This window comes from Streptomyces sp. NPDC059499, assembly GCF_042749285.1.
Lineage (GTDB): Bacteria > Actinomycetota > Actinomycetes > Streptomycetales > Streptomycetaceae > Streptomyces.
Genome location: NZ_JBHYTT010000016.1, coordinates 143,765 through 169,180 on the forward strand (window position 1 = coordinate 143,765; position 25,416 = coordinate 169,180).

At 70.8% G+C, this 25,416-nt stretch carries 17 protein-coding genes; 13 read left to right on the forward strand and 4 right to left on the reverse strand.

Features of this window, described 5'->3' with window-relative positions; all coding sequences use genetic code 11:
- The first annotated feature begins 42 nt into the window (after positions 1 to 42).
- The 3 genes from glgP (at position 43) to ACFW9O_RS29775 (ending at position 6,238) form a co-directional block, all read left to right on the forward strand.
- Entirely contained in the window at positions 43 to 2,733 is a 2,691-nt protein-coding gene (gene glgP, locus ACFW9O_RS29765; protein WP_384613558.1) for an alpha-glucan family phosphorylase, read from the forward strand.
- A 252-nt stretch (positions 2,734 to 2,985) separates the two neighbouring features.
- Positions 2,986 to 4,776 (forward strand): SpoIIE family protein phosphatase, encoded by a 1,791-nt coding sequence (locus ACFW9O_RS29770; RefSeq protein ID WP_384613560.1) that lies wholly within the window; start codon positions 2,986 to 2,988, stop codon positions 4,774 to 4,776.
- Positions 4,777 to 5,008: 232 nt separating this feature from the next.
- Positions 5,009 to 6,238 carry an alginate lyase family protein gene (locus tag ACFW9O_RS29775; RefSeq protein WP_384613562.1) on the forward strand — a complete coding sequence of 410 codons (1,230 nt, stop codon included), beginning with the start codon at positions 5,009 to 5,011 and terminating at the stop codon, positions 6,236 to 6,238.
- Between the two features lie 119 nt (positions 6,239 to 6,357).
- Here the strand turns inward: ACFW9O_RS29775 and ACFW9O_RS29780 are convergent, their stop codons facing one another.
- From ACFW9O_RS29780 to ACFW9O_RS29790, 3 genes are all read right to left on the reverse strand, one after another.
- Positions 6,358 to 8,391 carry a M4 family metallopeptidase gene (locus tag ACFW9O_RS29780; RefSeq protein WP_384613564.1) on the reverse strand — a complete coding sequence of 678 codons (2,034 nt, stop codon included), beginning with the start codon at positions 8,389 to 8,391 and terminating at the stop codon, positions 6,358 to 6,360.
- 383 nt (positions 8,392 to 8,774) lie between these two features.
- A complete protein-coding gene (locus ACFW9O_RS29785; protein WP_384613566.1) occupies positions 8,775 to 10,661 on the reverse strand; it encodes an ABC transporter ATP-binding protein in 1,887 nt (628 codons plus the stop codon).
- On the reverse strand, positions 10,658 to 12,463 hold the full coding sequence (locus ACFW9O_RS29790) for an ABC transporter ATP-binding protein (protein ID WP_384613568.1): 1,806 nt from the start codon (positions 12,461 to 12,463) through the stop codon (positions 10,658 to 10,660). The genes ACFW9O_RS29785 and ACFW9O_RS29790 overlap by 4 nt, the downstream gene beginning before the upstream one ends.
- A 152-nt stretch (positions 12,464 to 12,615) precedes the next feature.
- On the opposite strand from ACFW9O_RS29790, the gene ACFW9O_RS29795 reads away from it, so the two are divergent.
- From ACFW9O_RS29795 to ACFW9O_RS29810, 4 genes are read left to right on the forward strand one after another with little or no spacing between them, the layout of a single operon-like run.
- Positions 12,616 to 13,530, forward strand: a complete 915-nt coding sequence (locus tag ACFW9O_RS29795; RefSeq protein ID WP_384613570.1) for an ABC transporter ATP-binding protein — start codon at positions 12,616 to 12,618, stop codon at positions 13,528 to 13,530.
- Positions 13,531 to 13,538: 8 nt separating this feature from the next.
- Positions 13,539 to 14,306, forward strand: a complete 768-nt coding sequence (locus ACFW9O_RS29800) for an ABC transporter permease (protein ID WP_384613572.1) — start codon at positions 13,539 to 13,541, stop codon at positions 14,304 to 14,306.
- Between the two features lie 32 nt (positions 14,307 to 14,338).
- On the forward strand, positions 14,339 to 15,619 hold the full coding sequence (locus tag ACFW9O_RS29805; protein WP_384613574.1) for a sensor histidine kinase: 1,281 nt from the start codon (positions 14,339 to 14,341) through the stop codon (positions 15,617 to 15,619).
- A gap of 22 nt (positions 15,620 to 15,641) precedes the next feature.
- Complete coding sequence (locus ACFW9O_RS29810; RefSeq protein WP_384613576.1) at positions 15,642 to 16,298, forward strand: response regulator; 657 nt, start codon at positions 15,642 to 15,644, stop codon at positions 16,296 to 16,298.
- A 9-nt stretch (positions 16,299 to 16,307) separates the two neighbouring features.
- Here ACFW9O_RS29810 and glgX read toward each other — a convergent pair whose 3' ends face one another.
- Complete coding sequence (glgX, locus tag ACFW9O_RS29815) at positions 16,308 to 18,428, reverse strand: glycogen debranching protein GlgX (RefSeq protein WP_351168790.1); 2,121 nt, start codon at positions 18,426 to 18,428, stop codon at positions 16,308 to 16,310.
- A 269-nt stretch (positions 18,429 to 18,697) separates the two neighbouring features.
- On the opposite strand from glgX, the gene ACFW9O_RS29820 reads away from it, so the two are divergent.
- The 6 genes from ACFW9O_RS29820 (at position 18,698) to ACFW9O_RS29845 (ending at position 25,406) form a co-directional block, all read left to right on the forward strand.
- Complete coding sequence (locus tag ACFW9O_RS29820) at positions 18,698 to 19,918, forward strand: Ig-like domain-containing protein (RefSeq protein ID WP_384613577.1); 1,221 nt, start codon at positions 18,698 to 18,700, stop codon at positions 19,916 to 19,918.
- Positions 19,919 to 20,122: 204 nt separating this feature from the next.
- Positions 20,123 to 21,376, forward strand: a complete 1,254-nt coding sequence (locus ACFW9O_RS29825; protein ID WP_384613579.1) for an Ig-like domain-containing protein — start codon at positions 20,123 to 20,125, stop codon at positions 21,374 to 21,376.
- A 93-nt stretch (positions 21,377 to 21,469) separates the two neighbouring features.
- The gene (locus ACFW9O_RS29830) at positions 21,470 to 22,237 is read left to right on the forward strand and encodes an enoyl-CoA hydratase-related protein (protein WP_351168796.1); all 768 of its coding nucleotides are present in this window, start codon (positions 21,470 to 21,472) and stop codon (positions 22,235 to 22,237) included.
- Between the two features lie 251 nt (positions 22,238 to 22,488).
- A complete protein-coding gene (locus tag ACFW9O_RS29835; protein WP_384613601.1) occupies positions 22,489 to 23,004 on the forward strand; it encodes an ATP-binding protein in 516 nt (171 codons plus the stop codon).
- 423 nt (positions 23,005 to 23,427) lie between these two features.
- On the forward strand, positions 23,428 to 24,219 hold the full coding sequence (locus ACFW9O_RS29840; protein WP_384613581.1) for a polysaccharide deacetylase family protein: 792 nt from the start codon (positions 23,428 to 23,430) through the stop codon (positions 24,217 to 24,219).
- Complete coding sequence (locus ACFW9O_RS29845) at positions 24,219 to 25,406, forward strand: beta-propeller fold lactonase family protein (RefSeq protein WP_384613583.1); 1,188 nt, start codon at positions 24,219 to 24,221, stop codon at positions 25,404 to 25,406. The genes ACFW9O_RS29840 and ACFW9O_RS29845 overlap by 1 nt, the downstream gene beginning before the upstream one ends.
- The last annotated feature ends 10 nt before the right edge of the window (positions 25,407 to 25,416 follow it).

Below are 25,416 nucleotides of genomic sequence, written 5' to 3' on the forward strand. Positions count from 1 at the left end.
GCGTCCCCTCGGATCCGTACGTCCCCTGTAAAGGTGGGATACGTGAAGGCCATTCGTCGATTCACCGTGCGTCCCGTCCTCCCCGAACCCCTGCAACCGCTCAGCGACCTCGCCCGCAACCTGCGCTGGTCCTGGCACACCGAGACCCAGAACCTCTTCCAGGCCGCCGACCCGGAGGGCTGGCGGCCGGCGGACGCCGACCCCGTGCGCCTGCTGGGCGCCGTGTCCGCCGGACGCCTCGCCGAGCTGGCCGGGGACCAGCAGTTCCTGCGGCGGCTCACCGAGGTGTCCGAGGACCTCCGCGAGTACCTGGGCGGCCCGAGGTGGTATCAGAACCAGCTCTCCCAGGGCGCGGAGCTCCCCGCGGCCATCGCCTACTTCTCACCCGAGTTCGGGGTCACCGCGGCTCTGCCCCAGTACTCGGGCGGCCTCGGCATCCTGGCCGGAGACCATCTCAAGGCCGCCAGCGACCTGGGCGTCCCGCTCATCGGAGTAGGGCTGCTCTACCGGCACGGCTACTTCCGCCAGAGTCTGTCCCGGGACGGCTGGCAGCAGGAGCACTATCCCGTCCTCGACCCCAACGAACTGCCGCTCACTCTCGTACGGGAGGCGGACGGCACCCCCAGCCGGGTGGTGCTCGCCCTTCCCGGCGGGCGGTCCCTGTACGCCTCGATCTGGCAGGCCCAGGTGGGCCGCGTCCCCCTGCTGCTGCTCGACTCGGACGTGGAGGAGAACGCGCCGGGCGAGCGCGATGTCACCGACCGGCTGTACGGCGGCGGCAGCGACCACCGCCTCCTCCAGGAGATGCTGCTCGGCATCGGCGGGGTGCGCGCCGTGCGGACCTACTGCCGGCTGACCGGGCACGCCGCGCCCGAGGTGTTCCACACCAACGAGGGACACGCCGGGTTCCTCGGCCTCGAGCGGATCCGTGAGCTCTCCGAGACGGGCCTCGACTTCGACCCCGCCCTGGAGGTCGTGCGGGCCGGCACGGTCTTCACCACGCACACACCGGTGCCCGCCGGGATAGACCGATTCGAACGCCAGCTGGTCGCCCGGCACTTCGGTGACGACGGTGAACTGCCGGGCGTCGGCGTGGACCGGATTCTCCGGCTCGGCATGGAGACCTACACCGGCGGCGAGCCGGGTCTGTTCAACATGGCGGTGATGGGGCTGCGGCTCGCCCAGCGGGCCAACGGCGTCTCCACCCTGCACGGTGCCGTCAGCCGGGAGATGTTCTCCGGGCTCTGGCCGGGATTCGACCCCGCCGAGGTGCCGATCACCTCGGTGACCAACGGGGTCCACGCGCCGACGTGGGTCGCGCCCGAGGTTCTCCGGCTCGGCGCCAGGAAATTCGGCACCGAACGCGCGGAGAACGCGCTGGCGGGCGCCGAGGTCGGCGAGACGGCGGGCGTCGGCAGCGCCGACGGCGGCCGGGCCGGGACCCCCAGACGCTGGGACGCCGTGACCAACGTCCCCGACCGCGAGATCTGGGACCTGCGCCGCGGGCTGCGCGAGCAGCTCGTGACCGAGGTGCGCAAACGCCTCTACGCCTCCTGGCGCAGGCGCGGCGCGGGCACGGCCGAGCTGGGCTGGATCGACGACGTGCTCGATCCGGACGTCCTGACCGTCGGCTTCGCCCGCCGGGTGCCCTCGTACAAGCGCCTCACGCTCATGCTGCACGACCGCGACCGGCTGCGGGAGCTGCTGCTCCACCCGACGCACCCGATCCAGATCGTCGTCGCGGGCAAGGCGCATCCCGCGGACGACGGCGGGAAGCGGCTGGTCCAGGAGCTGGTGCGGTTCTCGGACGACCCGCGCGTGCGCCATCGCATCGTCTTCCTGCCGGACTACGGCATGGGCATGGCGCAGAAGCTCTACCCGGGCTGCGACGTCTGGCTCAACAACCCGCTCCGGCCGCTGGAGGCGTGCGGCACCAGCGGGATGAAGGCGGCGCTCAACGGCTGCCTCAACCTCTCCGTACGCGACGGCTGGTGGGACGAGTGGTTCGAGCCGGACTTCGGGTGGGCGATCCCCACCGCCGACGGCTCCGCCACGAACGAGGAGCGGCGCGACGAGCTGGAGGCCAACGCCCTCTACTCGTTGATCGAGGAGCGGGTGGCCCCGCGCTTCTACGACCGCAACGACGAGGACCTGCCCGAGCGGTGGATCGAGATGGTCCGGCGCACCCTGGTCACCTTGGGACCCAAGGTTCTGGCGGGACGCATGGTTCGTGAGTACGTGGAGCGGCTGTACGCCCCGGCCGCCCAGGCACGCAAGGCACTGGATCCCGCGGCGGCCCGGCAGCTCGCCGACTGGAAGGCCAGGATCCACGCCGCCTGGCCGCAGGTGGCCGTCGACCACGTGGAGGCATCGGCCGACACCGTCGTCGGCGGTTCCGCGGAGCTGGGGTCGACCCTGGCGCTCCGGGTCCGGATCGCACTGGGCGGCCTGGAACCGGACGACGTGGAGGTGCAGGTGGTCGCCGGGCGGGTCGACTCCGGCGACGCGATCGCGGAGGCCCAGACGTTCCCGCTGAAGCCTGCGGGCGGTCATGATCTGGAGGACCGCTGGCTGTACGAGGGCCCCCTCGCGCTCGACCGTACGGGCCCGTACGGCTACACCGTGCGCGTACTGCCCTCGCACCCCCTGCTCGCCTCCAACGCGGAGCTCGGACTGGTCGCGGTGCCGAACGCGGCGACGAGCGAGGACGGGGGCGGCGTCCTGCTTCGCTGACGGCATGTCACATCCGGTGGCCCGGCACCCGCGCGGTGCCGGGCCCTTCCGTTCCCGCGGCCCCTGGGCCTGCGCGCTCCGTCCGGCTGCGGCAGGCCGCGGGCACCGGCCCGCCGGTAGATGGCCGTGGCACCGGCAGGGGTGCAATCACCGTGATCTGGCTAACATGACAGCGTCGGCAGATGCTGGAGTGGCTCCGGAGTAACCGTCGAGGCATCGAGGCGTCCGCGGACGCGACTGGAGGTCAGCACGGTGAACGGCGGCGAGAGCCGAGCGAGACGCCTGAGCCGTCGACTTGCCGCACAGGGCATCGCCTCCCGGAGGCTGCACGTCCGGCCCGCGAGCACCGTCGGCGCACTGCGGGGCGACCGTTTCACCACAGCTGCGCGGCTGCGCTGGCTCCATGCGGCGAGCACCCGGATCGGCACCTCCCTCGACCTGGAACGGACGGCGCAGGAGCTGGCCGAGTTCAGTGTCCCCCGGCTGGCCGACGGGGCGGCCGTCGACCTCCTGGAGTCCGTGCTCCTCGGCGAGGAGGGCGAACGCGTCACCGGCGCGGGGGTGCCGGTCACCCGCGCCATGGCGGTCAGGGCCGTCGAGTCGCTGTCAGGTCTTGAACCCGCCCCGGTCGGCAAGGTGGTCGACCGCAGGCAGTACCGCGAGACGCTGCTGACCCTCCACTGTCTGCGTAACCGTCAGTCGGTTCTGGTCAGCCGGATGACCGACGAGGACTACCAGCGCGTCGCGCCGACGGCCAGTGCCGCGGTGGCGATGCGGCGCCAGGGTGTCCACAGCTACATGGCCGTACCGCTGATCGCCCGCGGCGTACTGCTCGGATCCGCCGACTTCGTACGTGCCGGTGACAGTCCGCCCTTCAACCGGGCCGACGTGGAACTGGCGGGACAGCTCGCCGCCATGGCCGCGGTCTTCATGGACAACGCCCGGCTCTACGGACGCGAGCGCGAGCACGTCGTCTCGCTCCAGCGCAGCCTGCTTCCGCGCGCCACACCGCACACCCCCGGGCTGAAGGTGCACGCGCAGTACGCGCCCGCCTTCGACGCGCACGGCGTGGGCGGCGACTGGTACGACGTGGTGGCGCTGCCCAGCGGGCGTACCGCGCTGGTCGTCGGCGACGTGACCGGGCACGGTCTGCCCGCGGCGGTCACGATGGGGCGGCTGCGCACCGTCGCCCGCACGCTCATGACGCTGGACATCGAGCCCGACCGGGTGCTCGCCCGGCTGGATCTGGCCACTCGCGACCTCGAGGACGACCAGGTCGCCACCTGTCTGTGCGCGGTCTACGACCCCGCGGACTCCACCTACACCATCGCGAGCGCGGGCCATCCGCCGCCGCTGCTGGTCGGCCCGGACGGTGTGCCCCGCTTCCTCGACGTGCCGGTCGGCGCACCGCTGGGCGCCGGGGTCATCCCGTACGACCCGCTGCGGCTGCGGGGGCCGGCGGGCGGCCGGCTGGTGCTCTACACCGACGGCTTGATCAAGACGCGCGTGGACGACGTGGACGCCCAGCTGGAGGGGTTGCGCGCCACGGTCGCCGCGATGGCGCCCGAGCAGCTCGACGACGGCAGTCTGCTCACCTCGCTGCGGGCGGCCGACGGCCGCTTCGACGAGGCGGTGCTGCTGGTCGCCGGAGGGCACGAGCTGTCCGACGACGTCAGGCTGCAGGTGTGGGACCTGCCCTCCGACGGCAACCCGGCCTCCACCGCCCGGAAGCTCGTCACCGAGCAGCTCGCGCGGTGGAGCCTGTCCGAGCTCGCGGACGTCACCGAACTGGTCGTCAGCGAGCTGGTCGGCAACGCCCTGCGGTACGGCGGCGGCCCCGGCAAGCTGCGGCTGCTGTGCGACGACCGGCTCCGGGTGGAGGTCTCGGACACGGGTCCCGATCTGCCGCAGATCCAGCACGCCGATGTGAGCGACGAGGGCGGCCGCGGGCTGCAGCTCATCAACCTGCTGTGCCGCAGGTGGGGTTCGTGCCGCACGGCGACCGGCAAGGTCGTCTGGGCGGAGCAGAACCTGCCCCGCTAGGCGGTCCGCTCTCCCGGCCCTCCTCCGTCGTGCGGCCCTGCCGTAAAGCCCTGTCCCGGCGCGGTCCTGCGCCGTCCTGCCTCCCGGTGCCGTTCGATTCCTGAACGCGACGTCTTGACGTGTCCATGTGATGGCTTTACGTTCCTCACTCATCGCAGGTTCACAACTCGGCTCATCGTTCATCTACATGAACCGAGTTGATGGAACACCTCCCACCGGAAGGCACCCCCACATGCGTACCGGCACCATCGCTCGCGTCATCGGTACCGCCGCCGCCCTGGCCGCGCTGATCACCACGGCCTTCACGGCCCCCGCCATGGCCGGCCGGCCCGCCCCGGCCGGAGCTGCCCCCGACCGGGCCGTGACAGCGGCCGCGCCGGCCGCCTTCACCCACCCCGGCGTCCTGGTCAGCCGCCCCCAGCTCGACTTCGTACGGGCGAAGGTCCAGGCGGGCGCCCAGCCCTGGAAGGGGGCGTACGACCAGATGCTGGCCAGCAAGTACGCCTCGCTCACCCGGACCGCCAAACCCCGTGCGGTCGTGGAGTGCGGCTCGTACTCCAACCCCAACTACGGCTGCACCGACGAGCGTGAGGACGCGATAGCCGCGTACACCCTCTCGCTGGCCTGGTACATCAGCCAGGACAGCCGCTACGCCCAGAAGGCGATCCAGATCATGGACGCCTGGTCGAACGTGATCACGGACCACACCAACAGCAACGCACCGCTGCAGACCGGCTGGGCCGGCTCCTCCTGGCCGCGGGCCGCCGAGATCATCAAGTACACCTACAGCAGCTGGCCGAACTCCGGCCGCTTCGGCACGATGCTGCGCACCGTGTACCTGCCCGAGGTGACCAACGGCTCGCACAGCAACGGCAACTGGGAACTGTCCATGACCGAGGCCGCCATCGGCATCGCGGTCTTCCTCGAGGACCGCGCCGCGTACGACAAGGCCGTGACCAAATTCCGCGGGCGCGTCCCCGCGTACATCTATGTGACCGCCGACGGTTCACTGCCGAAGGCGGCGCCCGGCAGCGGTCTCGACACGCGGGACGAGATCATCAGGTACTGGCAGGGGCAGTCGACCTTCATGGACGGTCTCTCCCAGGAGACCTGCCGCGACCTCACCCACACCGGCTACGGGCTCTCCGCCATCTCCCACATCGCCGAGACCAGCCGCATCCAGGGCCAGGACCTCTATCCCGAGGTCGCCGACCGGCTGCGCCACGCGCTCGGCCTGCACGCCAAGTACCAGCTGGGCACGGCGGTTCCGTCCTCGCTGTGCGGCGGCTCGCTCAAGGACAGTCTGGGCCCCGTCACGGAGGTCGGGTTCAACGCCCTGCACAACCGCATGGGTTACGCCATGTCGAACACCCAGACGCTCACCGAGCGGCAACGGCCCGCCGCGTCGAACAACCTGTTCGTGGCCTGGGAGACCCTGACCCACGCGGACAACCCCGCCTGAGCCGGCGGCACGACCGGCACGCACGACGGCCCGGGGGAGCGATGCTCTCCCGGGCCGTCCCGCGTACGTCAGTTGCTCAGTCGCTGCAGTTCTGCGGCAGCAGGTGCCTGCTCACCCTGTCAGAAGGTCAGCTTGACGCTGTTGAAGGTCCCGGTGTCGCCCGAGTAGGCGTCCTGGATCTTCAGGTTCCACGTGCCGTTCGCCACCTCGGACGAGGCGTTGACCGTGTAGGTCGCCACCACGTTGTCCGCGGAGTCGCTCGAGGAGGAGTTCTTCAGCCGGTAGGCCGTACCGTCCGGGGCGACCAGGTCGAGGACGAGGTCACCGCGGTAGGTGTGCGTGATGTTGACCGCGACCGAGAGGTCGCTCGGCGCGTTGCCCGTGATGCCCGTGACGGCGACGGGGATGTTGTTGGTGCTCCGGTCGGCGAGTGCCTTGACGGTCGTGTTCTGGAAGACCGTGCCGCCCGGGTCGGGGTCGCCGCCGCCGGGGCGGGCTCCCACGTTGATACCGGCCCACGCGTGGGCGACCGCGGCGTACTCGGTGCTGGTCGTGCCGTACAGCTCACCGGCCACGGCGAGGGTGCCGGTGCGGGCGGCCGCGTAGTTCGTCGTCGAGGTGAACTTGGTGGTGAGCGCCTTGAACCAGATCTGCGCGGCCTTGTCCCGGCCGATGCCCGTCACCGGAAGGCCGTCGGAGGTCGGGGAGTTGTACGAGACCCCGTTGACGGTCTTGGCGCCGCTGCCCTCGGAGAGCAGGTAGAACCAGTGGTTCGCCGGGCCCGAGGAGTAGTGGACGTCGACCGAGCCGATGCCCGAGTACCACGCGTCCTTGGACGCGCCGTCCTTGCTCGGCTTGTCCATGTAGCGCAGCGGGGTGCCGTCGCCGTTGATGTCGATCTTCTCGCCGACGAAGTAGTCGCCGGGGTCCTCCGCGGTGTTGGAGTAGAACTCGACCGCGGCGGCGAAGATGTCACTGGTCGCCTCGTTGAGGCCGCCGGACTCGCCGCTGTAGTTGAGGCCCGCGGTGTTCGAGGTGACGCCGTGCGTCATCTCGTGGGCGGCCACGTCCAGCGAGGTCAGGGGCGCGGCGTTGCCGCTGCCGTCCCCGTACGTCATGCAGAAGCAGCTGTCGGACCAGAAGGCGTTGACGTAGTTGTTGCCGTAGTGGACGCGGGAGTACGCGCCGACGCCGTCGCCCCGGATGCCGCTGCGGCCGTGGATGTTCTTGTAGTAGTCCCACGTCTCGGCCGCGCCGTAGTGGGCGTCGGCGCCCGCGGTCTCCAGGTTCGACGGGCTGCCGTTGCCCCAGATGTCGTCGGTGCCGGAGAAGAGCGTCCCGGTGCCCGACGTGCCGCGGTTCAGGTTGTACGTCTTGTGGTTGCCGCGCGTCGCGTCGGTGAGGTTGTACGAGCCCGAGGTGCCGAGCGTCACCTGACCGCTGTACTGGGTGTTGCCGGTGCCCGTCTCGATGGCCTGCCACTCGTAGAGCTTGGCGCCGGAGGAGGCGTCGGTGATGACGTGCAGCTCGTTCGGGGTGCCGTCGTGCTGGAGGCCGCCGACGACGGTCTCGTACGCGAGCTGGGGAGTGCCGCTCGCCGTCCAGACCACCTTGCGCGGGGCCTTGCTGGCCTCGGCCTTCTTCGAGCCCTCGGCCTTCGCCGCGGTCAGGGCCTGCTTCTCGGCGGTGGCGGGAGCGACGTCCGCCGTGGTGCCGACCGCCTTCAGCTGGGCACCGGTGGCCTTGGACGCCTTCGTGACGCCCTCGGTCCTCCCGGCCTTCGTCTCGGCGACGACCAGGTCGCCACCGAGGACGGGAAGGCCGTCGAGGGTGCGCTCGTAGCGGGTGTGCGTGGTGCCGTCGACGTCCTGGACGACATCGCGGACGACGAGCTTCTCCGTGGCGCCGAGACCGAGCTCCTTGGCGGTGGCCGCCTTGGTGGCGTTGGCCTCGCGGAGGAGTTCGGCACGCTGGGCGGGGGAGAGCTTCGCGGGCAGCGAACCCGGGTCGGCGCCCTTGGCGGCGGCGGCCGAGGCGGCGGCGGAGTCGGGAGCGGCGGTGGCCGCGCCGGTCTGGACTCCGACGGCGAGGAGGGCTGCTGCGGCTATCAGAGCGCCGGTCGCGGTGGCACGACGGCTGGATCTGGATCTCACGCGGACTCCTTCTGCGAGGGGGGTGACAGCCGGCTGGGTGAGCCGGCCGGGCAGAGCAGGCGGTGCGCAGAACGGGGGAAGAGTCCCAGCAGAAAGGGGTGTATGTCAGGACCGCGTCAACATATTGGCCGGAAGTCGTCCGTTGCCGGAATGGTCATGTTCGTTAAGCGGACGTTTCGCTGTATGACATCCGGGTGCCGTAAAGCGGGCGCCGGGACCGCCCGGGGCCAGAATTCGCAGGGTGAGTTGAGATTTCGTTCGAATCCATGGTGTTCGAACGGCGACGCGGCAAACGGACGATGACCACGTGCTGAGACGGCGCGGAACTGTGGCCAGTTCTGCGCCGTCCCTCGGCGGTCACATGCCTACCCGTCGGTACTCCGTCAGGCCAGGCTCTCCCGCCACGCACGGTGCAGTCCGGCGAACCTGCCGTCCGAGCCGATGAGTTCGGCCGGGCTTCCGTCCTCCACGATCCGGCCGTGCTCCATCACCAGCACCCGGTCCGCGATCTCCACGGTCGACAGGCGGTGGGCGATCACCACCGCCGTACGGCCGTGCAGCACGGTGTCCATGGCGCGCTGCACCGCCCGCTCGCCGGGGATGTCGAGCGAGCTCGTCGCCTCGTCGAGGATCAGCACGGCGGGGTCCGCCAGCAACGCGCGGGCGAACGCCACCAGCTGACGCTGGCCGGCCGAGATCCGGCCGCCCCGCTTGCGCACGTCCGTGGCGTAGCCGTCGGGAAGGCTGCTGATGAAGTCGTGCGCGCCGATGGCCTTGGCCGCGTGCTCGATCTCCTCGGCAGTCGCGTCCGGACGGCCGATCGCGATGTTCTCCGCGATCGTCCCCGAGAACAGGAACGCCTCCTGGGTCACCATCACCACGCCCCGCCGCAGCTCCGGCATCGCCAGATCGCGCAGATCGGTGCCGTCCAGCAGGACCCGTCCCTCGGTCGGATCGTAGAAACGCGCCAGCAGCTTGGCGAGCGTCGACTTGCCCGCGCCCGTCGAACCGACCACGGCCACGGTCTGGCCCGCCGGAATCGTCAGACCGAAGCGGGGCAGGACCTCGCCGCCCGTCCGGTAGGCGAACCGCACCTCGTCGAACGTCACCTCACGGCCCGGGTGCTCACCGGCGGGGGAGGGGAGTTCCTTCGGTGAGGCCGGCTCGGGAACGGTGGGCGTCTGCGCCAGCAGACCGGCGATCTTCTCCAGAGAGGCAGCCGCCGACTGGTAGGAGTTGAGGAACATCGCGAGCCGGTCGATCGGGTCGTACAGCCGCCGCAGATACAGCACGGCCGCGGCCAGCACCCCGAGTGCCAGTGTCCCCGACGCCACCCGGTAGGCGCCCCACAGCACCATCGCGGCCACCGCCGTGTTGGCGACCAGCCGGGAACCGACGACATAGCGGGCCATCTCCAGCAGCGCGTCCCCGTTCCGCCGCTCGTGGCGGTGGTTGAGCACCGAGAAGTCCGCGTCGTTGCCCCGCTCCCTGCGGAAGGCCTGCACGGGGCGGATCCCGTTCATCGTCTCGGCGAACTTCACGATGACCGCGGCGATGGCCGAGGAACGCGCCGAATAGGCCTCGGCCGCCCGGCGCCGGTAACTCCGCACCAGCAGGTACAGGGGCGCGAAGGAGGCGACCGCGATCGCGCCGATGCCGAGATCCAGCCACAGCAGCATCAACGAGATCGACACGAACGACAGGACCACACCGATGAGTTCCTGGAGCCCCTCGCTCAGCAGCTCGCGCAGGGACTCCACATCCGTGGTCGAGCGCGAGATCAGCCGGCCGGAGGTGTAGCGCTCGTGGAAGTCCACGCTGAGCGCCTGTGCGTGGCGGAAGATCCGGCCGCGCAGATCGAGCAGCACGTCCTGGTTGATCCGCGCGGCGGCCCGGATGAACGCGTACTGCAGCGCCCCCGCGCCGACCGAGCACACGCCGTACCCCACGCCCACGGCGATCAGAGGCCCGTAGTCGTGGTCCCGGAACGCGGGCACGCCGCTGTCGATGGCGTACGCGACCAGCAGCGGCCCCGCCTGCACGGCGACCTGCTGGACCAGGAGCAGGAGGGACGCCACGACCACCCGGGCCCGCAGGGGGCCGAGCAGCGAGGTCAGCAGGGCCCAGGTCGAACCGGGTGGCGCGGGAAGGGCGTCGTGGTCGAAGGCGTCCCCGGGGCCCGGCAGGTCCGGCTCCGTCCGGGGAAGGTCCTCTTCGGCGAGGACGGGTCCGGCGGTGGCGGCCGGACCGCCGGCGGTGGCACTGGTCATCGGGAGCTGCCCTCCTCGGCAGTGAGCACACGGGCGTCGTCCTCGGCACCGGACATCAGCCAGGCGTATTCGGCACTGGTGCGCAGAAGTTCCTGATGGGTCCCGACGGCGCTGATCCGGCCCTCGGACAGCAGAGCCACCCGGTCGGCCAGCATCACCGTGGACGGCCGGTGCGCGACCACCACGGCCGTCGTCTCGTCGAGCACGCGCCGCAGTGCCGCCTCCACCAGTGCCTCCGTGTGCACATCCAGGGCGGAGAGCGGGTCGTCGAGCACCAGGAACCGTGGCGCGCCGACCACCGCGCGGGCCAGTGCGAGGCGCTGGCGCTGGCCGCCGGAGAGACTCAGCCCCTGCTCCCCCACCTGGGTGTCGACACCCTGCGGCAGGTCGTACACGAAGTCGGCCTGCGCCACCGCGAGCGCCCGGCGCAGCTCCTCCTCACCCGCACCGTCCGCGCCCATCAGCACGTTCTCCCCGACGGTCGCCGAGAAGAGCGTCGGCTCCTCGAACGCCACCGAGACGAGTTCGCGCAGCCTCGGCCGTCCCATCGTGGCGATGTCCTCGCCGTCCAGCAGGATCCGCCCGCCGGAGACCTCGTGCAGCCGGGGGACGAGCGCCGTGAGCGTCGTCTTCCCCGACCCGGTCGCCCCCACCAGGGCCATCGTCTCGCCGGGCCGGACCCGCAGGTCGATCCGGGCCAGTACGGGTACGGAACCGGGCTCGGCGTCCGGGTAGCGGAACTCGACCCCGTCGAAGACGATGCCCGCGCCGCCCCGGCCGGCCACCGTGTCCGGGGCGTCCTCGTCCAGCTCCTCGGCCACGTCCATCACCTCGAAGTAGCGGTCGGCGGCCGTCGCGGACTCCTGGCTCATCGCCAGCAGGAAGCCGATCGACTCGACCGGCCAGCGCAGCGCGAGCGCCGTCGACAGGAACGCGACCAGCGTCCCGGCCGACAGCTCGCCGTCCGCCACCTGGATCGTGCCGAGCACCAGCGCGGCACCGATCGCCAGCTCCGGGATGGCGGTGATGAGCGCCCAGATCCCCGCGAGCAGCCGGGCCTTGCCCAGCTCCGTACCGCGCAGCCGCTGCGCCAGCGCGCGGAAGGCCTGCGCCTGGCTGCGGTTGCGGCCGAAACCCTTCACGATGCGGATGCCCAGCACGCTCTCCTCGACGACCGTCGTCAGATCACCGACCTGGTCCTGTGCCGAGCGCGCCACCAGTGCGTACTTCGTCTCGAACAGCGAGCACAGGACCATCAGCGGCAGCGCGGGCGCCAGGAGCACCAGCCCCAGCGACCAGTCCTGGGCGAACAGGATGACGAAACCGACCAGGATCGTGGTGGTGTTGACCAGCAGGAACGTCAGCGGAAAAGCCAGGAACATCCGCATCAGCATCAGATCCGTGGTCCCGCGCGAGAGCAGCTGCCCCGAGGGCCAGCGGTCGTGGAAGGCCACCGGAAGCCGTTGCAGATGCCGGTAGAGATCGGCGCGCATCGACGCCTCGACCCCCGCCAGCGGCCGCGCCACGAGCCATCGCCGGAGCCCGAACAGCCCCGCCTCGGCGATCCCCAGCAGCAGCAGGTAGAGCGCGCCCAGCCATACTCCGCCCGGGTCCCGGTCCGCGACGGGACCGTCCACCATCCACTTCAGGACGAGGGGGATCACCAGGCCGAGACACGACGCCAGGACCGCCACCAGAGCGGCACTGAGCCAGCGCATCCGCACCGGCCGGACATAGGGCCACAGACGCATGAGGGAGCGCACGGCGGACCGGTCCGTGGGCTCTGCAGGTTTTTCGGGCATCAGGAGCGAGCCTATGGTTCGCCACTGACATCGCTCATCTGGTTTTCCGGACACTCCGCGCCGGTCGGAGGCCTCCGTCAACCGATCGGCGGATGCCGGTTCGAGCGTGACGGCGGATACCGCGGCACCGGGCGGGGCGGAATTCTCGACGTATGCCAGTCATCGAAGTGAACGCGGTACGCAAGGCGTACGCGGGGCGGGTCGTGGTCGACGGAGTGAGCTTCTCCGTGGAGGAGGGGGAGATCTTCGGGATCCTCGGGCCCAACGGAGCGGGCAAGACCACCACCGTCGAATGTGTCGAGGGACTGAGGATCCCCGACGCGGGCACGGTCCGGGTCGCCGGACTCGACCCCGTCGCCGACCGCGACCGGGTGACGCTCCTGCTCGGCGCCCAGCTCCAGGAGAGCGAACTGCAGCCCAAGCTGACCGTGCGGGAGGCGCTCGAGCTGTACAGCGCCTTCTATCCGCAGCCCGCCGACTGGCGGTCGCTCGCCGAACGGCTCGGGCTGGACAGCCATCTGGACAGCCGCTTCGCCAAGCTGTCCGGCGGTCAGAAGCAGCGGCTGTTCATCGCCCTCGCCCTCATCGGCAACCCACGGGTGGTCGTGCTCGACGAACTGACCACCGGCCTCGACCCGAGGGCCCGCAGGGACACCTGGCGGCTCATCGAGGAGATCCGGGCCGGCGGGGTGACGGTCCTGCTGGTCACCCACTTCATGGAGGAGGCCCGGCGGCTCTGCGACCGGGTCGCGGTGATCGACAAGGGCCGGCTCGTCGCGCTCGACACCCCTGCCGGGCTGATCGGCCGGACCGCGGGCTCCACCGTCATCTCCTTCACCCCGTCGCAGCCGCTCCCGGCGACCGAGCTCGCCGGACTGCCCGGTGCCGTCTCCGTCTCCGTCGCGGAGTCCGACGGCGGGATCGTCGTCCACGGCGACGACGACACCGCCAACGCGGTCATCTCCCTGCTGGCCCGGCACCGCGTCACCGCACGCCACCTGCGCGTCCTGGAAACCAGCCTGGACGACGCCTTCCTCGACCTCACGGAACGGGCCGCCCGGACATGACCACAGCCATGAGCACAGCGCGCACCACCGCAACGAACGGCCCGCTCGCCGCGGTCCTCCGGGCGGAGACCCGTCTCTTCCTGCGGGAGCCGGGCAGCCTGTTCTGGATCCTCGTCTTCCCGACGGCCCTCCTGACGGTCCTCGGGCTCATCCCGTCCTTCCGACAGGACGACGCCGCCCTCGGCGGGAGGAGCGTCATCGACCTGTACGTACCGGTGGCCGTCCTGCTCGGCATGATCATGGCCGGTCTGCAGGCCATGCCGCCGATCCTCACCGGCTACCGCGAACGCGGCATCCTGCGCCGGATGTCCGCCACCCCGGTACGCCCGTCCGCGCTGCTGACCGCCCAGATCGCGCTGCACGGCGCGGCCTCCGCCGCTTCCGCCCTGCTCGCGATGGCCGTCGGGCGGATCGCGTTCGGGGTGCGGCTGCCGGAACAGGCCCTCGGCTACCTGCTGGCCCTGCTCCTGGCGGTCGCCTGCGTCCTCGCCCTCGGCGCCACGATCTGCGCGCTGTCCCGGACGACCAAGGCCTCGGCGGCCGTCGGGTCGGTGGCGTACCTCCTGATGATGTTCACCGCCGGCGTCTGGGTGCCCGTCCAGACCATGCCCGACCTGCTGCGCCGGATCGTCGGGGCTACCCCGTTCGGCGCCGCCTCCCAGGCACTGGACCAGGCGGCCTCGGGCAGCTGGCCGGACTGGGTGTACCTGGGGGTGATGGCGCTGTGGACCGCGGCACTGGGGGCGGCAGCCACCCGGCTCTTCCGCTGGGAGTGACCCGGGAGGCGGTGTCGGGGAGACTGCCGTCCATGGGTGACGGGGGAGTCGCGGTGCGCGGCGGCACGACGGTCGAGCAACGCTACGAGCAGTTCTACCGGTACGGGCCGTACACGTTCCTGGGCATCGCCGTCGTGATGGCCGCCCTGTCATCCGGCCTCGTCGGGATGTCCCACGCCGACCTGTACGCCGCCGGGATCCTGGCCTCCGCTGCCGGTGCCCTGCAACTGTGGTGGGGCCGCACCCGGTCGGGGGCCGCCCCGCGGGCACGTGCCGGACAGGCCTACTACGTCCTGCGGACCGTGCTCGGCTTCGCCCTCTGCTGGTGCAACCCGTTCTTCTCCGTCTACGCCATCATCGGCTACTTCGACGCGGCCGTCCTGCTCCCCGGACGCTTCGTCCGCGCCGGACTCCTCTGCACCGCCGTCACGATGGCCGGCGCGCAGTCCGGCAGCGGAATGCCACCGGTCTCCCTCACCAACTGGGCGGCTTTCGGCGCGCTCTTCGTCCTGCATGCCTCCCTCTCCCTCCTGTTCGGCAACCTCGCCGCCCGGGAGGCCGAGAAGGCCCGGCGCCAGACCGAGACCATCGGCGAACTGGAGCGCACCAACACCCGGCTGGAACAAGCCCTCGCGGAGAACGCGGCCCTGCACGCCCAACTCCTCGTCCAGGCACGGGAGGCCGGAGTCGCCGACGAGCGCCGGCGGCTGGCCGCCGAGATCCACGACACCCTCGCGCAGGGACTGACCGGAATCATCGCCCAGCTCCAGGCCGCCACCTCCACGGCGGACGCCGATCCGTCCCTGGCCCGCGAGCACCTGGACCGTGCCGCCGGGCTCGCCCGGCACAGCCTCGGTGAGGCACGTCGCTCCGTGCACAACCTGGTGCCGGCCGCGCTCGAGGACGACGATCTGCCCGGAGCGCTCACGAAGACGGTCACCCGATGGGCCGAACGCACCGGCGTGCGCGCCGGCTTCACCGTCACGGGCGCCGTCGAGCCGCTCCACGACGAGGTCGGCGCCACCCTGCTCCGTATCGCCGAGGAGTCCCTGGCCAACGCCGCCAGGCACGCCGGAGCGTCGCGGGTCGGCGTCACGCTCTCCTACATGGGCGACGAGATCACCCTGGACGTACGCGACGACGGCCGCGGTTTCGACCCGGACGCGCTCCCGCCGTACAGCGGCTCCGGCGGATTCGGCCTCGGCGGGATGCGGTCCCGCGCCGAACGGATCGCGGGCACGGTCACGGTGGAGTCCGAACCCGGACTGGGCACCGCGGTCAGCGCCAGAGTGCCCCTGGTCCACCGTGGCTGACGGACAGTACGGTGGGCCCGACATGACTGAGGCCACGGACACCGCACGCGTCATCACCCTCCTCGTCGTCGACGACCACCCCGTCGTCCGCGACGGCCTGCGGGGCATGTTCGCCTCCGCCCCCGGCTTCGACGTGCTCGGTGAGGCGGCCGACGGGGTGGCCGCAGTCGAGCTCGCCACCCGGCTGGACCCCGACGTCGTCCTGATGGACCTTCGGATGCCGGGCGGCGGGGGAGTGGCCGCCATCGCCGAACTGACCCGGCTCGGCGCCCGGTCCAAGGTGCTCGTCCTGACCACGTACGACACCGACTCCGACACCCTGCCGGCGATCGAGGCGGGCGCGACCGGCTACCTCCTCAAGGACGCGCCACGCGACGAACTCTTCACCGCGGTCCGTGCCGCCGCCGACGGCCGCACCGTGCTCTCGCCGGCCGTGGCGTCCCGGCTCGTCGCGCGGGTGCGCACGCCGGCCGCTCCCGGCCACGAGTCGCTGTCCGCGCGCGAGCGCGAGGTGCTGTGCCTCGTGGCCAGGGGGACGTCCAACCGCGAGATCGCGGCCGAGCTGTTCATCAGCGAGGCGACCGTGAAGACCCACCTCACCCATGTCTTCGCCAAACTGGGTGCCAAGGACCGCGCCGCCGCCGTCGCCGTCGCCTACGAGCGGGGCATCCTCGGCTGAGCCGCTCCCTCACCCCGTCACCCGCAGCAGCAGCACCGACCTCCCCGGCACCGTCAGCGTCGTACCGCCCCCGTGGACCGTGCCGGGGGCCGTGGACTGGTCCTCCCGGGAGGTGTCCAGGAGCAGTTCGTACGACCGCGCCCAGGGCGCTCCCGGCAGGTGGAAGTCGCACGGGGTGTGCCCGGCGTGCAGGACCGCCAGGAAGCTGTCGTCGGTGATCTGCTCGCCCCTGGCGTCCCGGCCCGGGATGTCGCGCCCGGAGAGGTAGAGGCCGAGCGTCGCGGCCGGTGCGTACCAGTCCCCCTCCGTCATCTCCGCGCCCTGCGGGGTGAACCACGCCAGGTCCCGCAGCCCGTCGGGGGCCTGGGGGGTCCCGGCGAAGAAGGCGCGGCGGCGCAGTACCGGATGGGCGTGGCGCAGGGCCAGCACCCTGGAGGTCAGCTCGGTCAGCTCCCGCCACTCCGGCCGGTCGAGGAGCGACCAGTCCAGCCAGCCGATCTCGTTGTCCTGGCAGTACGCGTTGTTGTTTCCGCCCTGCGTACGGCCCATCTCGTCGCCCGCCACGAGCATCGGCACCCCCGTCGAGAGGAGCAGCGTGGTGAGCAGGTTGCGCAGCTGGCGGCGGCGCAGGGCGTTGATTCCGGGATCGTCGCTCTCGCCCTCCGCGCCGCAGTTCCAGGCGCGGTTGTCGTTCGTGCCGTCACGGTTGCCCTCACCGTTGGCCTCGTTGTGCTTGTGCTCGTAGGTGACCAGGTCGCGCAGGGTGAAACCGTCGTGGGCGGTGACGAAGTTGACGGAGGCGTACGGGCGTCTGCCGCCCCAGGCGTACAGGTCGCTCGATCCCGTGAGCCGGTAGCCGATGTCGCGTACGTCCGGCAGCGCGCCGCGCCAGAAGTCCCGTACGGCGTCGCGGTAGCGGTCGTTCCACTCGGTCCACAGCGGAGGGAAGGCGCCCACCTGGTAGCCGCCGTTGCCGACGTCCCACGGTTCGGCGATGAGCTTGACCCGGCGCAGGACCGGGTCCTGGGCGATCACCGCGAGGAAGGGGGAGAGCATGTCGACGTCGTGCATCGAACGGGCCAGGGCCGCCGCCAGGTCGAAGCGGAAGCCGTCGACGCCCATCTCCGTCACCCAGTAGCGCAGCGAGTCGGTGATCAGGCGGAGCACCTGCGGCTGCACCACGTGCAGGGTGTTGCCGCAGCCGGTGTAGTCCGCGTAGCGGCGGGCGTCCGGCTGGAGGCGGTAGTAGCCGCGGTTGTCGATGCCGCGCAGGGACAGCATCGGGCCGAGCTCGCCCGCCTCCGCGGTGTGGTTGTAGACCACGTCGAGGATCACCTCGATCCCGGCGTCGTGCAGGGCGCGCACCATCTTCTTGAACTCGCCGACCTGTCCGCCCGCCGTGCCGCTCGCCGCGTAACCCGCGTGCGGCGCGAAGTAGCCGATCGAGTTGTAGCCCCAGTAGTTGTGCAGCCCGCGCCGCAGCAGATGGTCCTCGTGGGCGAACTGATGGACGGGGAGCAGCTCCACGGCCGTCACGCCGAGCCGCTGGAGGTGGCCGACGGCGGCGGGGTGGGCGAGCCCGGCGTAGGTGCCCCGCAGCTCCGGCGGGATGTCCGGGTGGAGCTTGGTGAAACCGCGCACGTGCAGTTCGTAGATGACCGAGTCCGCCCACGGGGTCTTGGGCCTGCGGTCCTCCACCCAGTCGTCGTCGTCGTGCACGACGACGCCCTTGGGCACGTACGGCGCCGAGTCCCGGTCGTCGCGCACGGTGTCGGCGACATGCTGCTGCGGCCAGTCCCTCACATGGCCGTACACCTCGGGCGGCAGGGTGAACGAACCGTCCACCGCCCGGGCGTACGGGTCGAGGAGCAGTTTCGCCGCGTTCCAGCGGGCGCCGGTCCAGGGGTCCCAGCGGCCGTGCACCCGGTAGCCGTAACGCTGTCCGGCCCGTACGCCGGGGACGAAACCGTGCCAGATCTCATGGGTGAGTTCGGTCAGGGGCAGCCGTGTCTCACGGCCCTGCGCATCGAAGAGACAGAGCTCGACGGCCTCCGCCCCGCCGGCCCAGAGGGCGAAGTTGGTGCCCGCGACTCCGTCCGGACCGACCCGGAACCGGGCTCCGAGCGGCATCGGGGCACCCGGCCATACGGGTGGTCCGGCCGGCTCCTTCCGTACCGCCGGTCCGCGCTCCACCACCCTCCCGATCGTCGGTGACGCTTCCTCCTGCTCGGCTGTGCTCGACACCTCTCGGCCTCCCGCGGCTCGTCGGAGGCGGCACCGCAGACAGGGCGCACGGCGTCCCGGCCGCGGCCCTCCCGGTGTGGTCCTCCCCCTCTGTTCTGCCCACGGCGGGGCCCGCACTCACGTTTCCCCCGCCCTCCCCTTGTCGTTGGGGGGACGTGAACCACGTAGCGAAGAGAGCACGGGCGGGTTCGGCCGCCGTGCTGACATGGGCAGGACTGCTCACCGTGCTGGCCGTACTGACCGGCTGCAGCGGGGGCACGTCGTTCTTCGGGGACAACCGATCCCCCGACGACGTCATCCGGATCGTCCCCAAGGACGGCGCCGAGAACGTCGGAGCCAGGAGCCGGATCGAGGTCACCGTCCCCGACGGATGGCTCGAACGGGTCAAGGTGACACGGATTCAGGACGCGGAACGGGAGGAGGTGCGGGGCCTGATCGCGAAGGACGGCCGGTCGTGGGCGCCCCGGGACGGCGGGTACCGGCTCGGACTGGCGGGGAAGTACAGCGTGGAGGCGGTCGCCGTCGACGGGGACGGCCGGCGCTCGGCCCGCAACACCACCTTCACGACCCTCGTACCCGAGGACCGCTTCATCGGCTACTTCAAGCCGGAGAACCGGTCCACGGTGGGCACCGGAATGATCGTCTCCTTCGACTTCAACCGGCCGGTCGAGCACCGGGCCGCGGTGGAGAAGGCCATCAGGATCACCGCGGAACCCGAGACCGAGGTGGTCGGCCACTGGTTCGGGAAGGACCGCCTCGACTTCCGCCCGGCCACGTACTGGAAAGCCGGCACGCAGGTCACCGTGGATGTGGGGCTGCGCGATGTCGAGGGTGCGCCCGGCGTGTACGGCAGCCAGAAGAAGAAGGTCACCTTCCGGGTCGGCAGGTCGCAGACGTCCGTGGTCGACGCCCGGAACCACACCATGGAGGTACGCAGCGACGGCGAGCTCGTCAGTACGGTGCCCATCACCGCGGGCGCGAAGAAGACGACCACGTACAACGGGAAGATGGTGGTCTCCGAGCTGCACGAGGTGACCCGGATGGACAGCCGCACCGTCGGCTTCGGCGGCGAGTACGACATCAAGGACGTACCGCACGCCATCCGGCTGACCAAGTCGGGGACCTTCCTGCACGGCAACTACTGGGAAACCCCCGACATTTTCGGCAACGACAACACCAGCCACGGCTGTATCGGCCTGCGCGACGTGAAGGGCGGCAGCTCGGACACCCCGGCCGGATGGTTCTTCGAGCGGACGCTCGTGGGCGATGTCGTCGAGGTGATCAACTCCGCCGACACGACGGTCGCTCCGGACAACGGGCTCGGTGGGTGGAACCTCGGATGGGACCGGTGGAAGGCCGGTTCGGCACTGCGCTGATCCCCGGTCCGACCTGCGCAGGTCCCGGAGACGCGGTCTCCGGGACCACCGGGGGTCGGGGCTGCGTGACTTGGGACGGAACGGTGACATTCCGGAGGAGTTCTCCCGGCGCCCGGTGTGATTATCTTGCGCCGAGCGTGCACGTACGGCGCGCGGGGGTGCGGGCCATGGCGGGGCCAGGCCGTGCGAGGGGAGACGAGCACATTGAACGGGCAGCCGATATCGGGGGCATCGGCCGGGGCGGGCAGAGGACGGCGTGGGCGTGGGACCCCCGGACTTCTCGCACTGGTACTGGGTGTGCTGCTGTTGCTGGTGACGGCATGCGGCGGGGGCGGCGACGCCGACGGGGCGAAGGACGGCAAGGGAGCGGGCGCGAAGGTCGACGACACCAGCGCCTCGCAGGCGGTGGTGACCATCGCACCCAAGGACGGCGCCGATGACGTGGCGACGAGCGGGGCGCTGAAGGTCTCGGCCGCCCAGGGCAAGCTGAGCACGGTCAAGGTCGCCGACCCCAAGGGCAACGCGGTCGAGGGCAAGATATCCGCCGACGGCCTCAACTGGGTGCCCGACCGGCATCTGGCCGCCGCGACCAAGTACACGGTGCACGCGGTCGCCAAGGACACGAAGGGCCGTCAGTCGGCGAAGGACACCACCTTCACCACGCTCGTCCCCCAGAACACCTTCATCGGGCAGTACACGCCCGAGGACGGCTCGACCGTCGGCGTCGGCATGCCGGTGTCGATCCACTTCACCCGGGGCATCACCGACCCGGCCGCGGTGGAGCGGGCGATCAAGGTCACGGCGGAGCCCGCCGTGCCGGTCGAGCCCCACTGGTTCGGCAACGACCGCCTCGACTTCCGCCCGGAGGACTACTGGGCCGCGGGCACCAAGGTGACGCTGCGCCTCGACCTCGACGGCGTCGAGGGACGGCCGGGGGTCTACGGCAAGCAGGCCAAGACCGTGAAGTTCACCATCGGCCGCAGCCAGGTCTCCACCGTCGACGCGAGCTCCAAGCGGATGAAGGTGGTCCGCGACGGCAAGCAGATCAAGGACATCCCGATCTCCGCGGGCGCCCCGTCGACGACCACGTACAACGGGCAGATGGTCATCAGCGAGAAGCTCAAGGTGACCCGGATGAACGGTGACACCGTCGGCTTCGGCGGTGAGTACGACATCAAGGACGTGCCCCACGCGATGCGGCTGTCCACGTCGGGCACCTTCATCCACGGCAACTACTGGGGCGCGTCGAGCATCTTCGGCTCGACCAACACCAGCCACGGATGTGTCGGTCTGCGCGACGTACGCGGCGCCTGGGACGGCAAGACCCCGGCCGCCTGGTTCTTCGACAACTCGCTGATCGGTGACGTCGTCGTCGTGAAGAACTCCAAGGACAAGGTGATCCAGCCGGACAACGGCCTCAACGGCTGGAACATGGACTGGTCGGAGTGGACCGCTTAGGTCCTCCCGCCGCCCCCCGCGCATGGGACGGGCCCGATGCTGTGACCAACGGCACCGGGCCCGTCGGCGTTAGTCGTGGTTAACCTGCCTTCCATGACCGTAACCCTCGAAGTAAGCGACAACGTCGGCACGATCCGGCTGGACCGGCCGCCGATGAACGCCCTGGACGTCGCCACCCAGGACCGGCTGCGCGAGCTCGCCGAGGAGGCGACCCGGCGCGACGACGTGCGTGCCGTGATCCTCTACGGCGGCGAGAAGGTGTTCGCGGCGGGCGCGGACATCAAGGAGATGCAGGCGATGGACCACACGGCGATGATCGTGCGCTCCAAGGCCCTGCAGGACTCGTTCACCGCCGTGGCGCGGATTCCCAAGCCCGTCGTCGCGGCCGTCACCGGGTACGCGCTGGGCGGCGGCTGCGAACTGGCGCTCTGCGCCGACTTCAGGATCGCCGCGGACAACGCCAAGCTCGGCCAGCCCGAGATCCTGCTCGGGCTGATCCCGGGCGCCGGCGGCACCCAGCGGCTCGCCCGGCTGGTCGGTCCGTCCAGGGCCAAGGACCTGATCTTCACGGGCCGTCATGTCAAGGCCGAGGAGGCCCTGAGGATCGGCCTGGTGGACCGTGTGGTGCCCGCCGCCGAGGTGTACGAGCAGGCGCACGCCTGGGCCGCCCGGCTGGCCCAGGGGCCCGCACTGGCGCTGCGCGCCGCGAAGGAGTCCGTCGACGCGGGCCTCGAGACGGACATCGACACCGGGCTGACGATCGAGCGGAACTGGTTCGCCGGTCTGTTCGCCACCGAGGACCGGGAGCGCGGTATGCGCAGCTTTGTGGAGGAGGGCCCGGGCAAGGCCAAGTTCCTCTGACCGGAAGCCAGTTGGGTACACAGGGGCGTGCGTTCATCCGTGCGGGCGGATTAGCCGGACCTTAAGAGAGCCTTAAGGTCCGGTGTGCGTCCCCTCTGTGCAATTACCCGACGAAGCCGCGTCGACGCAGCTCACCCTGGCTGCCGGAGGTGACGTTCTGCCCCTGGCATATGTCAAACCGCCCTCTCGGAATGGTGGATTCCGGTGAGGGGATTCCGCAGGAACGGTCACAGGGAGCGCTCGGTGCGGCCATGATGGTGGGCATGGCGGGCCTGGAGGGTGTGGAACAGCCGCGACCGCGCAGCAGCGCGACCGCGGCACGCTGGATGCCGGCCGTCGATGACGAACAGGCGTTCAAGGCGCTGGAGTTGTTCGGAAATCCGACGGAGGACGAAGTGCGGCTGCCCTCGCGCCCGGAGTCCGCGGCCACCGCCCGCCGGCTCACCTCGTGCGTGATGCTGCGTCAGTGGGCGCTGCCTCCGCAGACCTCGGAACACGCCGTACTGCTCGTCTCCGAGCTCGTCGGCAACGCGGTGCGGCACACCGGGGCGCGGGTCTTCGGGCTGCGGATGCTGCGCCGGCGGGGCTGGATCCGGATCGAGGTGCGGGACCCCTCGCGCGGGCTGCCGTGTCTGATGCCCGTCCGGGAGATGGACATCAGCGGGCGGGGGCTCTTCCTCGTCGACAAGCTCTCCGACCGCTGGGGCGTGGATCTCCTGCCCCGCGGCAAGACCACCTGGTTCGAGATGCGCACCTCCGACCGCTGAGGCCCGATGGCTGGGCCGCCCGATGGCGGGGCCGGCCGCCGGAACGTACAGAAGCCCCCGGTCGGCCGTGGTGCGGCGCGTCGGGGGCTTCTGTGGGGGCCGTGGAATGGGGGGTGTGTCCACGGCCGCTCTCGGGACCTGGCTCGGGTCGGAGGAGGTCGTGTCCTCGACTATGGCAGACGGGCGACCCTGCCGCCAAAACGGTAAACCGGTCAAACCGTGCCGAATAGTCATATTAAGCTTCTGAATCACAGGTGTGATGAGTCACTGGCCTGGCTTTCTTTGCATGAGTATGGGTTTCGACGGGTGATTCATTGATCATCTTTAAAATGCGTCAATCATCGCATTCCGCTCATCTCGCCCTACTGTGTCTCGGGTCTCGGGGAATCAGCACCCGAACCGAACCCCGCGAGGTGGACGGCCATGAACGGTCGCAGGACACCGGTTCCCCGGCGCATCGCCCTGCGCGCGACAGCGGGCGTCCTCCTGGCCGGTTCCGCCGCCGCAGGCTGTGCGCGGGACGCCACCCCTGTCCACGCTCCGCAGAAGGGCCACGAGCCCCAGCAGTCCCGCGGCGCCGTCCCCCCTGCCCCCGCCCCGCACCGTTTCCCCGGCCGGCCGGTCCAGATCGAGCACGGCCCGCGCGACCGTAACCGTGTCGCCCTCACCTTCCACGGCCAGGGCGACCCCGTCCTCGCACGCACCGTCCTCGCCGAGGCCGAACGGGCCGGAGCCCGGCTCACCGTCCTCGCCGTCGGGAGCTGGCTCGACGAACACCCCGCGATGGCACGCCGGATCCTCGACGGCGGCCACGACCTCGGCAACCACACCCAGCGCCACCTCGACATCAACGCGATGGACGAAGCGCAGGCGTACGCCGAGATCACCGGCTGCGCCCAGCGGCTGCGCCGCCTCACCGGCTCCATCGGCACCTGGTTCCGCCCGTCGCGCGCCCAGTACGCCACCCCCCTCGTCCAGGACCTCGCCCGCCGGGCCGGCTACACACACGTCCTCGCCTACGACGTGGACTCGCTCGACTTCACCTCGCCGGGCGTCGCCGCCGTCACCCGCAAGGTCGCAGGCGAACTCCGCAACGGATCCGTGGTGAGCCTGCACTTCGGCTACCGGGACACCGTCGCCGCACTGCCCCTCCTCCTCAACGAAATCGGCCGGCGCCAACTGCGCGCGGTGACCACGACGGAGCTGCTGACCTGATGCTTCCCTCCCTGCGCACCACCACAGCCACGGCCCTGGCCGGGGGCGTACTCGTCGCGGCTCTCGCCGCCTGCCAGGCGCCCGCGGACCCCGCCCGGCCCTCCCGCACCGAGGCCGCCGCACGACAGGCCGAGCCGGAACGGGCCGCGACCCCGCCGGGACTGCCGGGGATGCCACCCGTCCTCGACCCCAAGGACGTCTACGCCGCCGACCGCGCGGGAATGCTGTCACCGGCCGTCAAGGACTTCCCGTCCCGGGTGTACGTCCCCAACACCAACTCCAACACCGTGTCCGTGATCGACCCCGCGACGTACAAGGTCATCGAGACCATCCCCGTGGGCCAACAGCCCCAGCACGTCGTCCCCTCCTGGGACCTGAAGACGCTCTGGGTCAACAACGACGTGGGCGACAGCCTCACCGCCATCGACCCGGCCACCGGGAAGACCGGCCGTACGCTCGAGGTCTCCGACCCGTACAACCTCTACTTCACCCCGAACGGCAAGTACGCCGTCGTCATGGCCTCGCTCGACCGCGAACTGGTCTTCCGCGACCCGAAGACCATGGACCGGGCCAAGACCGTCCCGGTGAGCTGCTCGGGCGTCAACCACGCGGACTTCTCGGCGGACGGGCGGTACTTCATCGTCTCCTGCGAGTTCTCCGGCGAACTCCTCAAGGTCGACACGGAGAAGATGGAGGTCGTCGGACAGCAGAAGCTGCCGATGCAGGGAGCCATGCCGCAGGACGTGAAGATCTCCCCGGACGGATCGACCTTCTACATCGCCGACATGATGGCGCACGGCATGTGGGTGCTCGACGGGAAGAAGTTCACCACCCCGAAGCTGCTGCCCACCGGCAAGGGCTGCCACGGGCTCTATGTCAGCCGGGACTCCAAGGAGATGTACATCTCCAACCGGGGCGAGGGTTCCGTCTCCGTCTTCGACTTCGGGAAGAAGGAGCTCACCAAGAAGTGGCACCTGCCCGACGGCGGCAGCCCGGACATGGGCGGCGTATCGGCGGACGGCAAGGTGCTCTGGCTGTCCGGGCGTTACGACGCCGAGGTGTACGCGATCGACACCACCAGCGGCAAGCAGCTGGCCAGGATCCCGGTCGGCAGCGGGCCGCACGGGCTGGCCGTCTACCCGCAGCCGGGCCGCTACTCGCTCGGCCACACCGGCGTCTTTCGCTGACCGCACCGTC

Excerpts from the sequence above, each read along its gene's own strand:
- ACFW9O_RS29840 (WP_384613581.1), top strand. The coding sequence starts at position 23,428 with ATGAACGGTCGCAGGACACCGGTTCCCCGGCGCATCGCCCTGCGCGCG.
- glgX (WP_351168790.1), bottom strand. The coding sequence starts at position 18,428 with ATGCCGCTCGGAGCCCGGTTCCGGGTCGGTCCGGACGGAGTCGCGGGC.
- ACFW9O_RS29810 (WP_384613576.1), top strand. The coding sequence starts at position 15,642 with ATGACTGAGGCCACGGACACCGCACGCGTCATCACCCTCCTCGTCGTC.
- ACFW9O_RS29785 (WP_384613566.1), bottom strand. The coding sequence starts at position 10,661 with ATGACCAGTGCCACCGCCGGCGGTCCGGCCGCCACCGCCGGACCCGTC.
- ACFW9O_RS29795 (WP_384613570.1), top strand. The coding sequence starts at position 12,616 with ATGCCAGTCATCGAAGTGAACGCGGTACGCAAGGCGTACGCGGGGCGG.
- ACFW9O_RS29790 (WP_384613568.1), bottom strand. The coding sequence starts at position 12,463 with ATGCCCGAAAAACCTGCAGAGCCCACGGACCGGTCCGCCGTGCGCTCC.
- ACFW9O_RS29845 (WP_384613583.1), top strand. The coding sequence starts at position 24,219 with ATGCTTCCCTCCCTGCGCACCACCACAGCCACGGCCCTGGCCGGGGGC.
- ACFW9O_RS29805 (WP_384613574.1), top strand. The coding sequence starts at position 14,339 with ATGGGTGACGGGGGAGTCGCGGTGCGCGGCGGCACGACGGTCGAGCAA.
- ACFW9O_RS29835 (WP_384613601.1), top strand. The coding sequence starts at position 22,489 with ATGATGGTGGGCATGGCGGGCCTGGAGGGTGTGGAACAGCCGCGACCG.
- ACFW9O_RS29800 (WP_384613572.1), top strand. The coding sequence starts at position 13,539 with ATGAGCACAGCGCGCACCACCGCAACGAACGGCCCGCTCGCCGCGGTC.
- ACFW9O_RS29830 (WP_351168796.1), top strand. The coding sequence starts at position 21,470 with ATGACCGTAACCCTCGAAGTAAGCGACAACGTCGGCACGATCCGGCTG.
- ACFW9O_RS29775 (WP_384613562.1), top strand. The coding sequence starts at position 5,009 with ATGCGTACCGGCACCATCGCTCGCGTCATCGGTACCGCCGCCGCCCTG.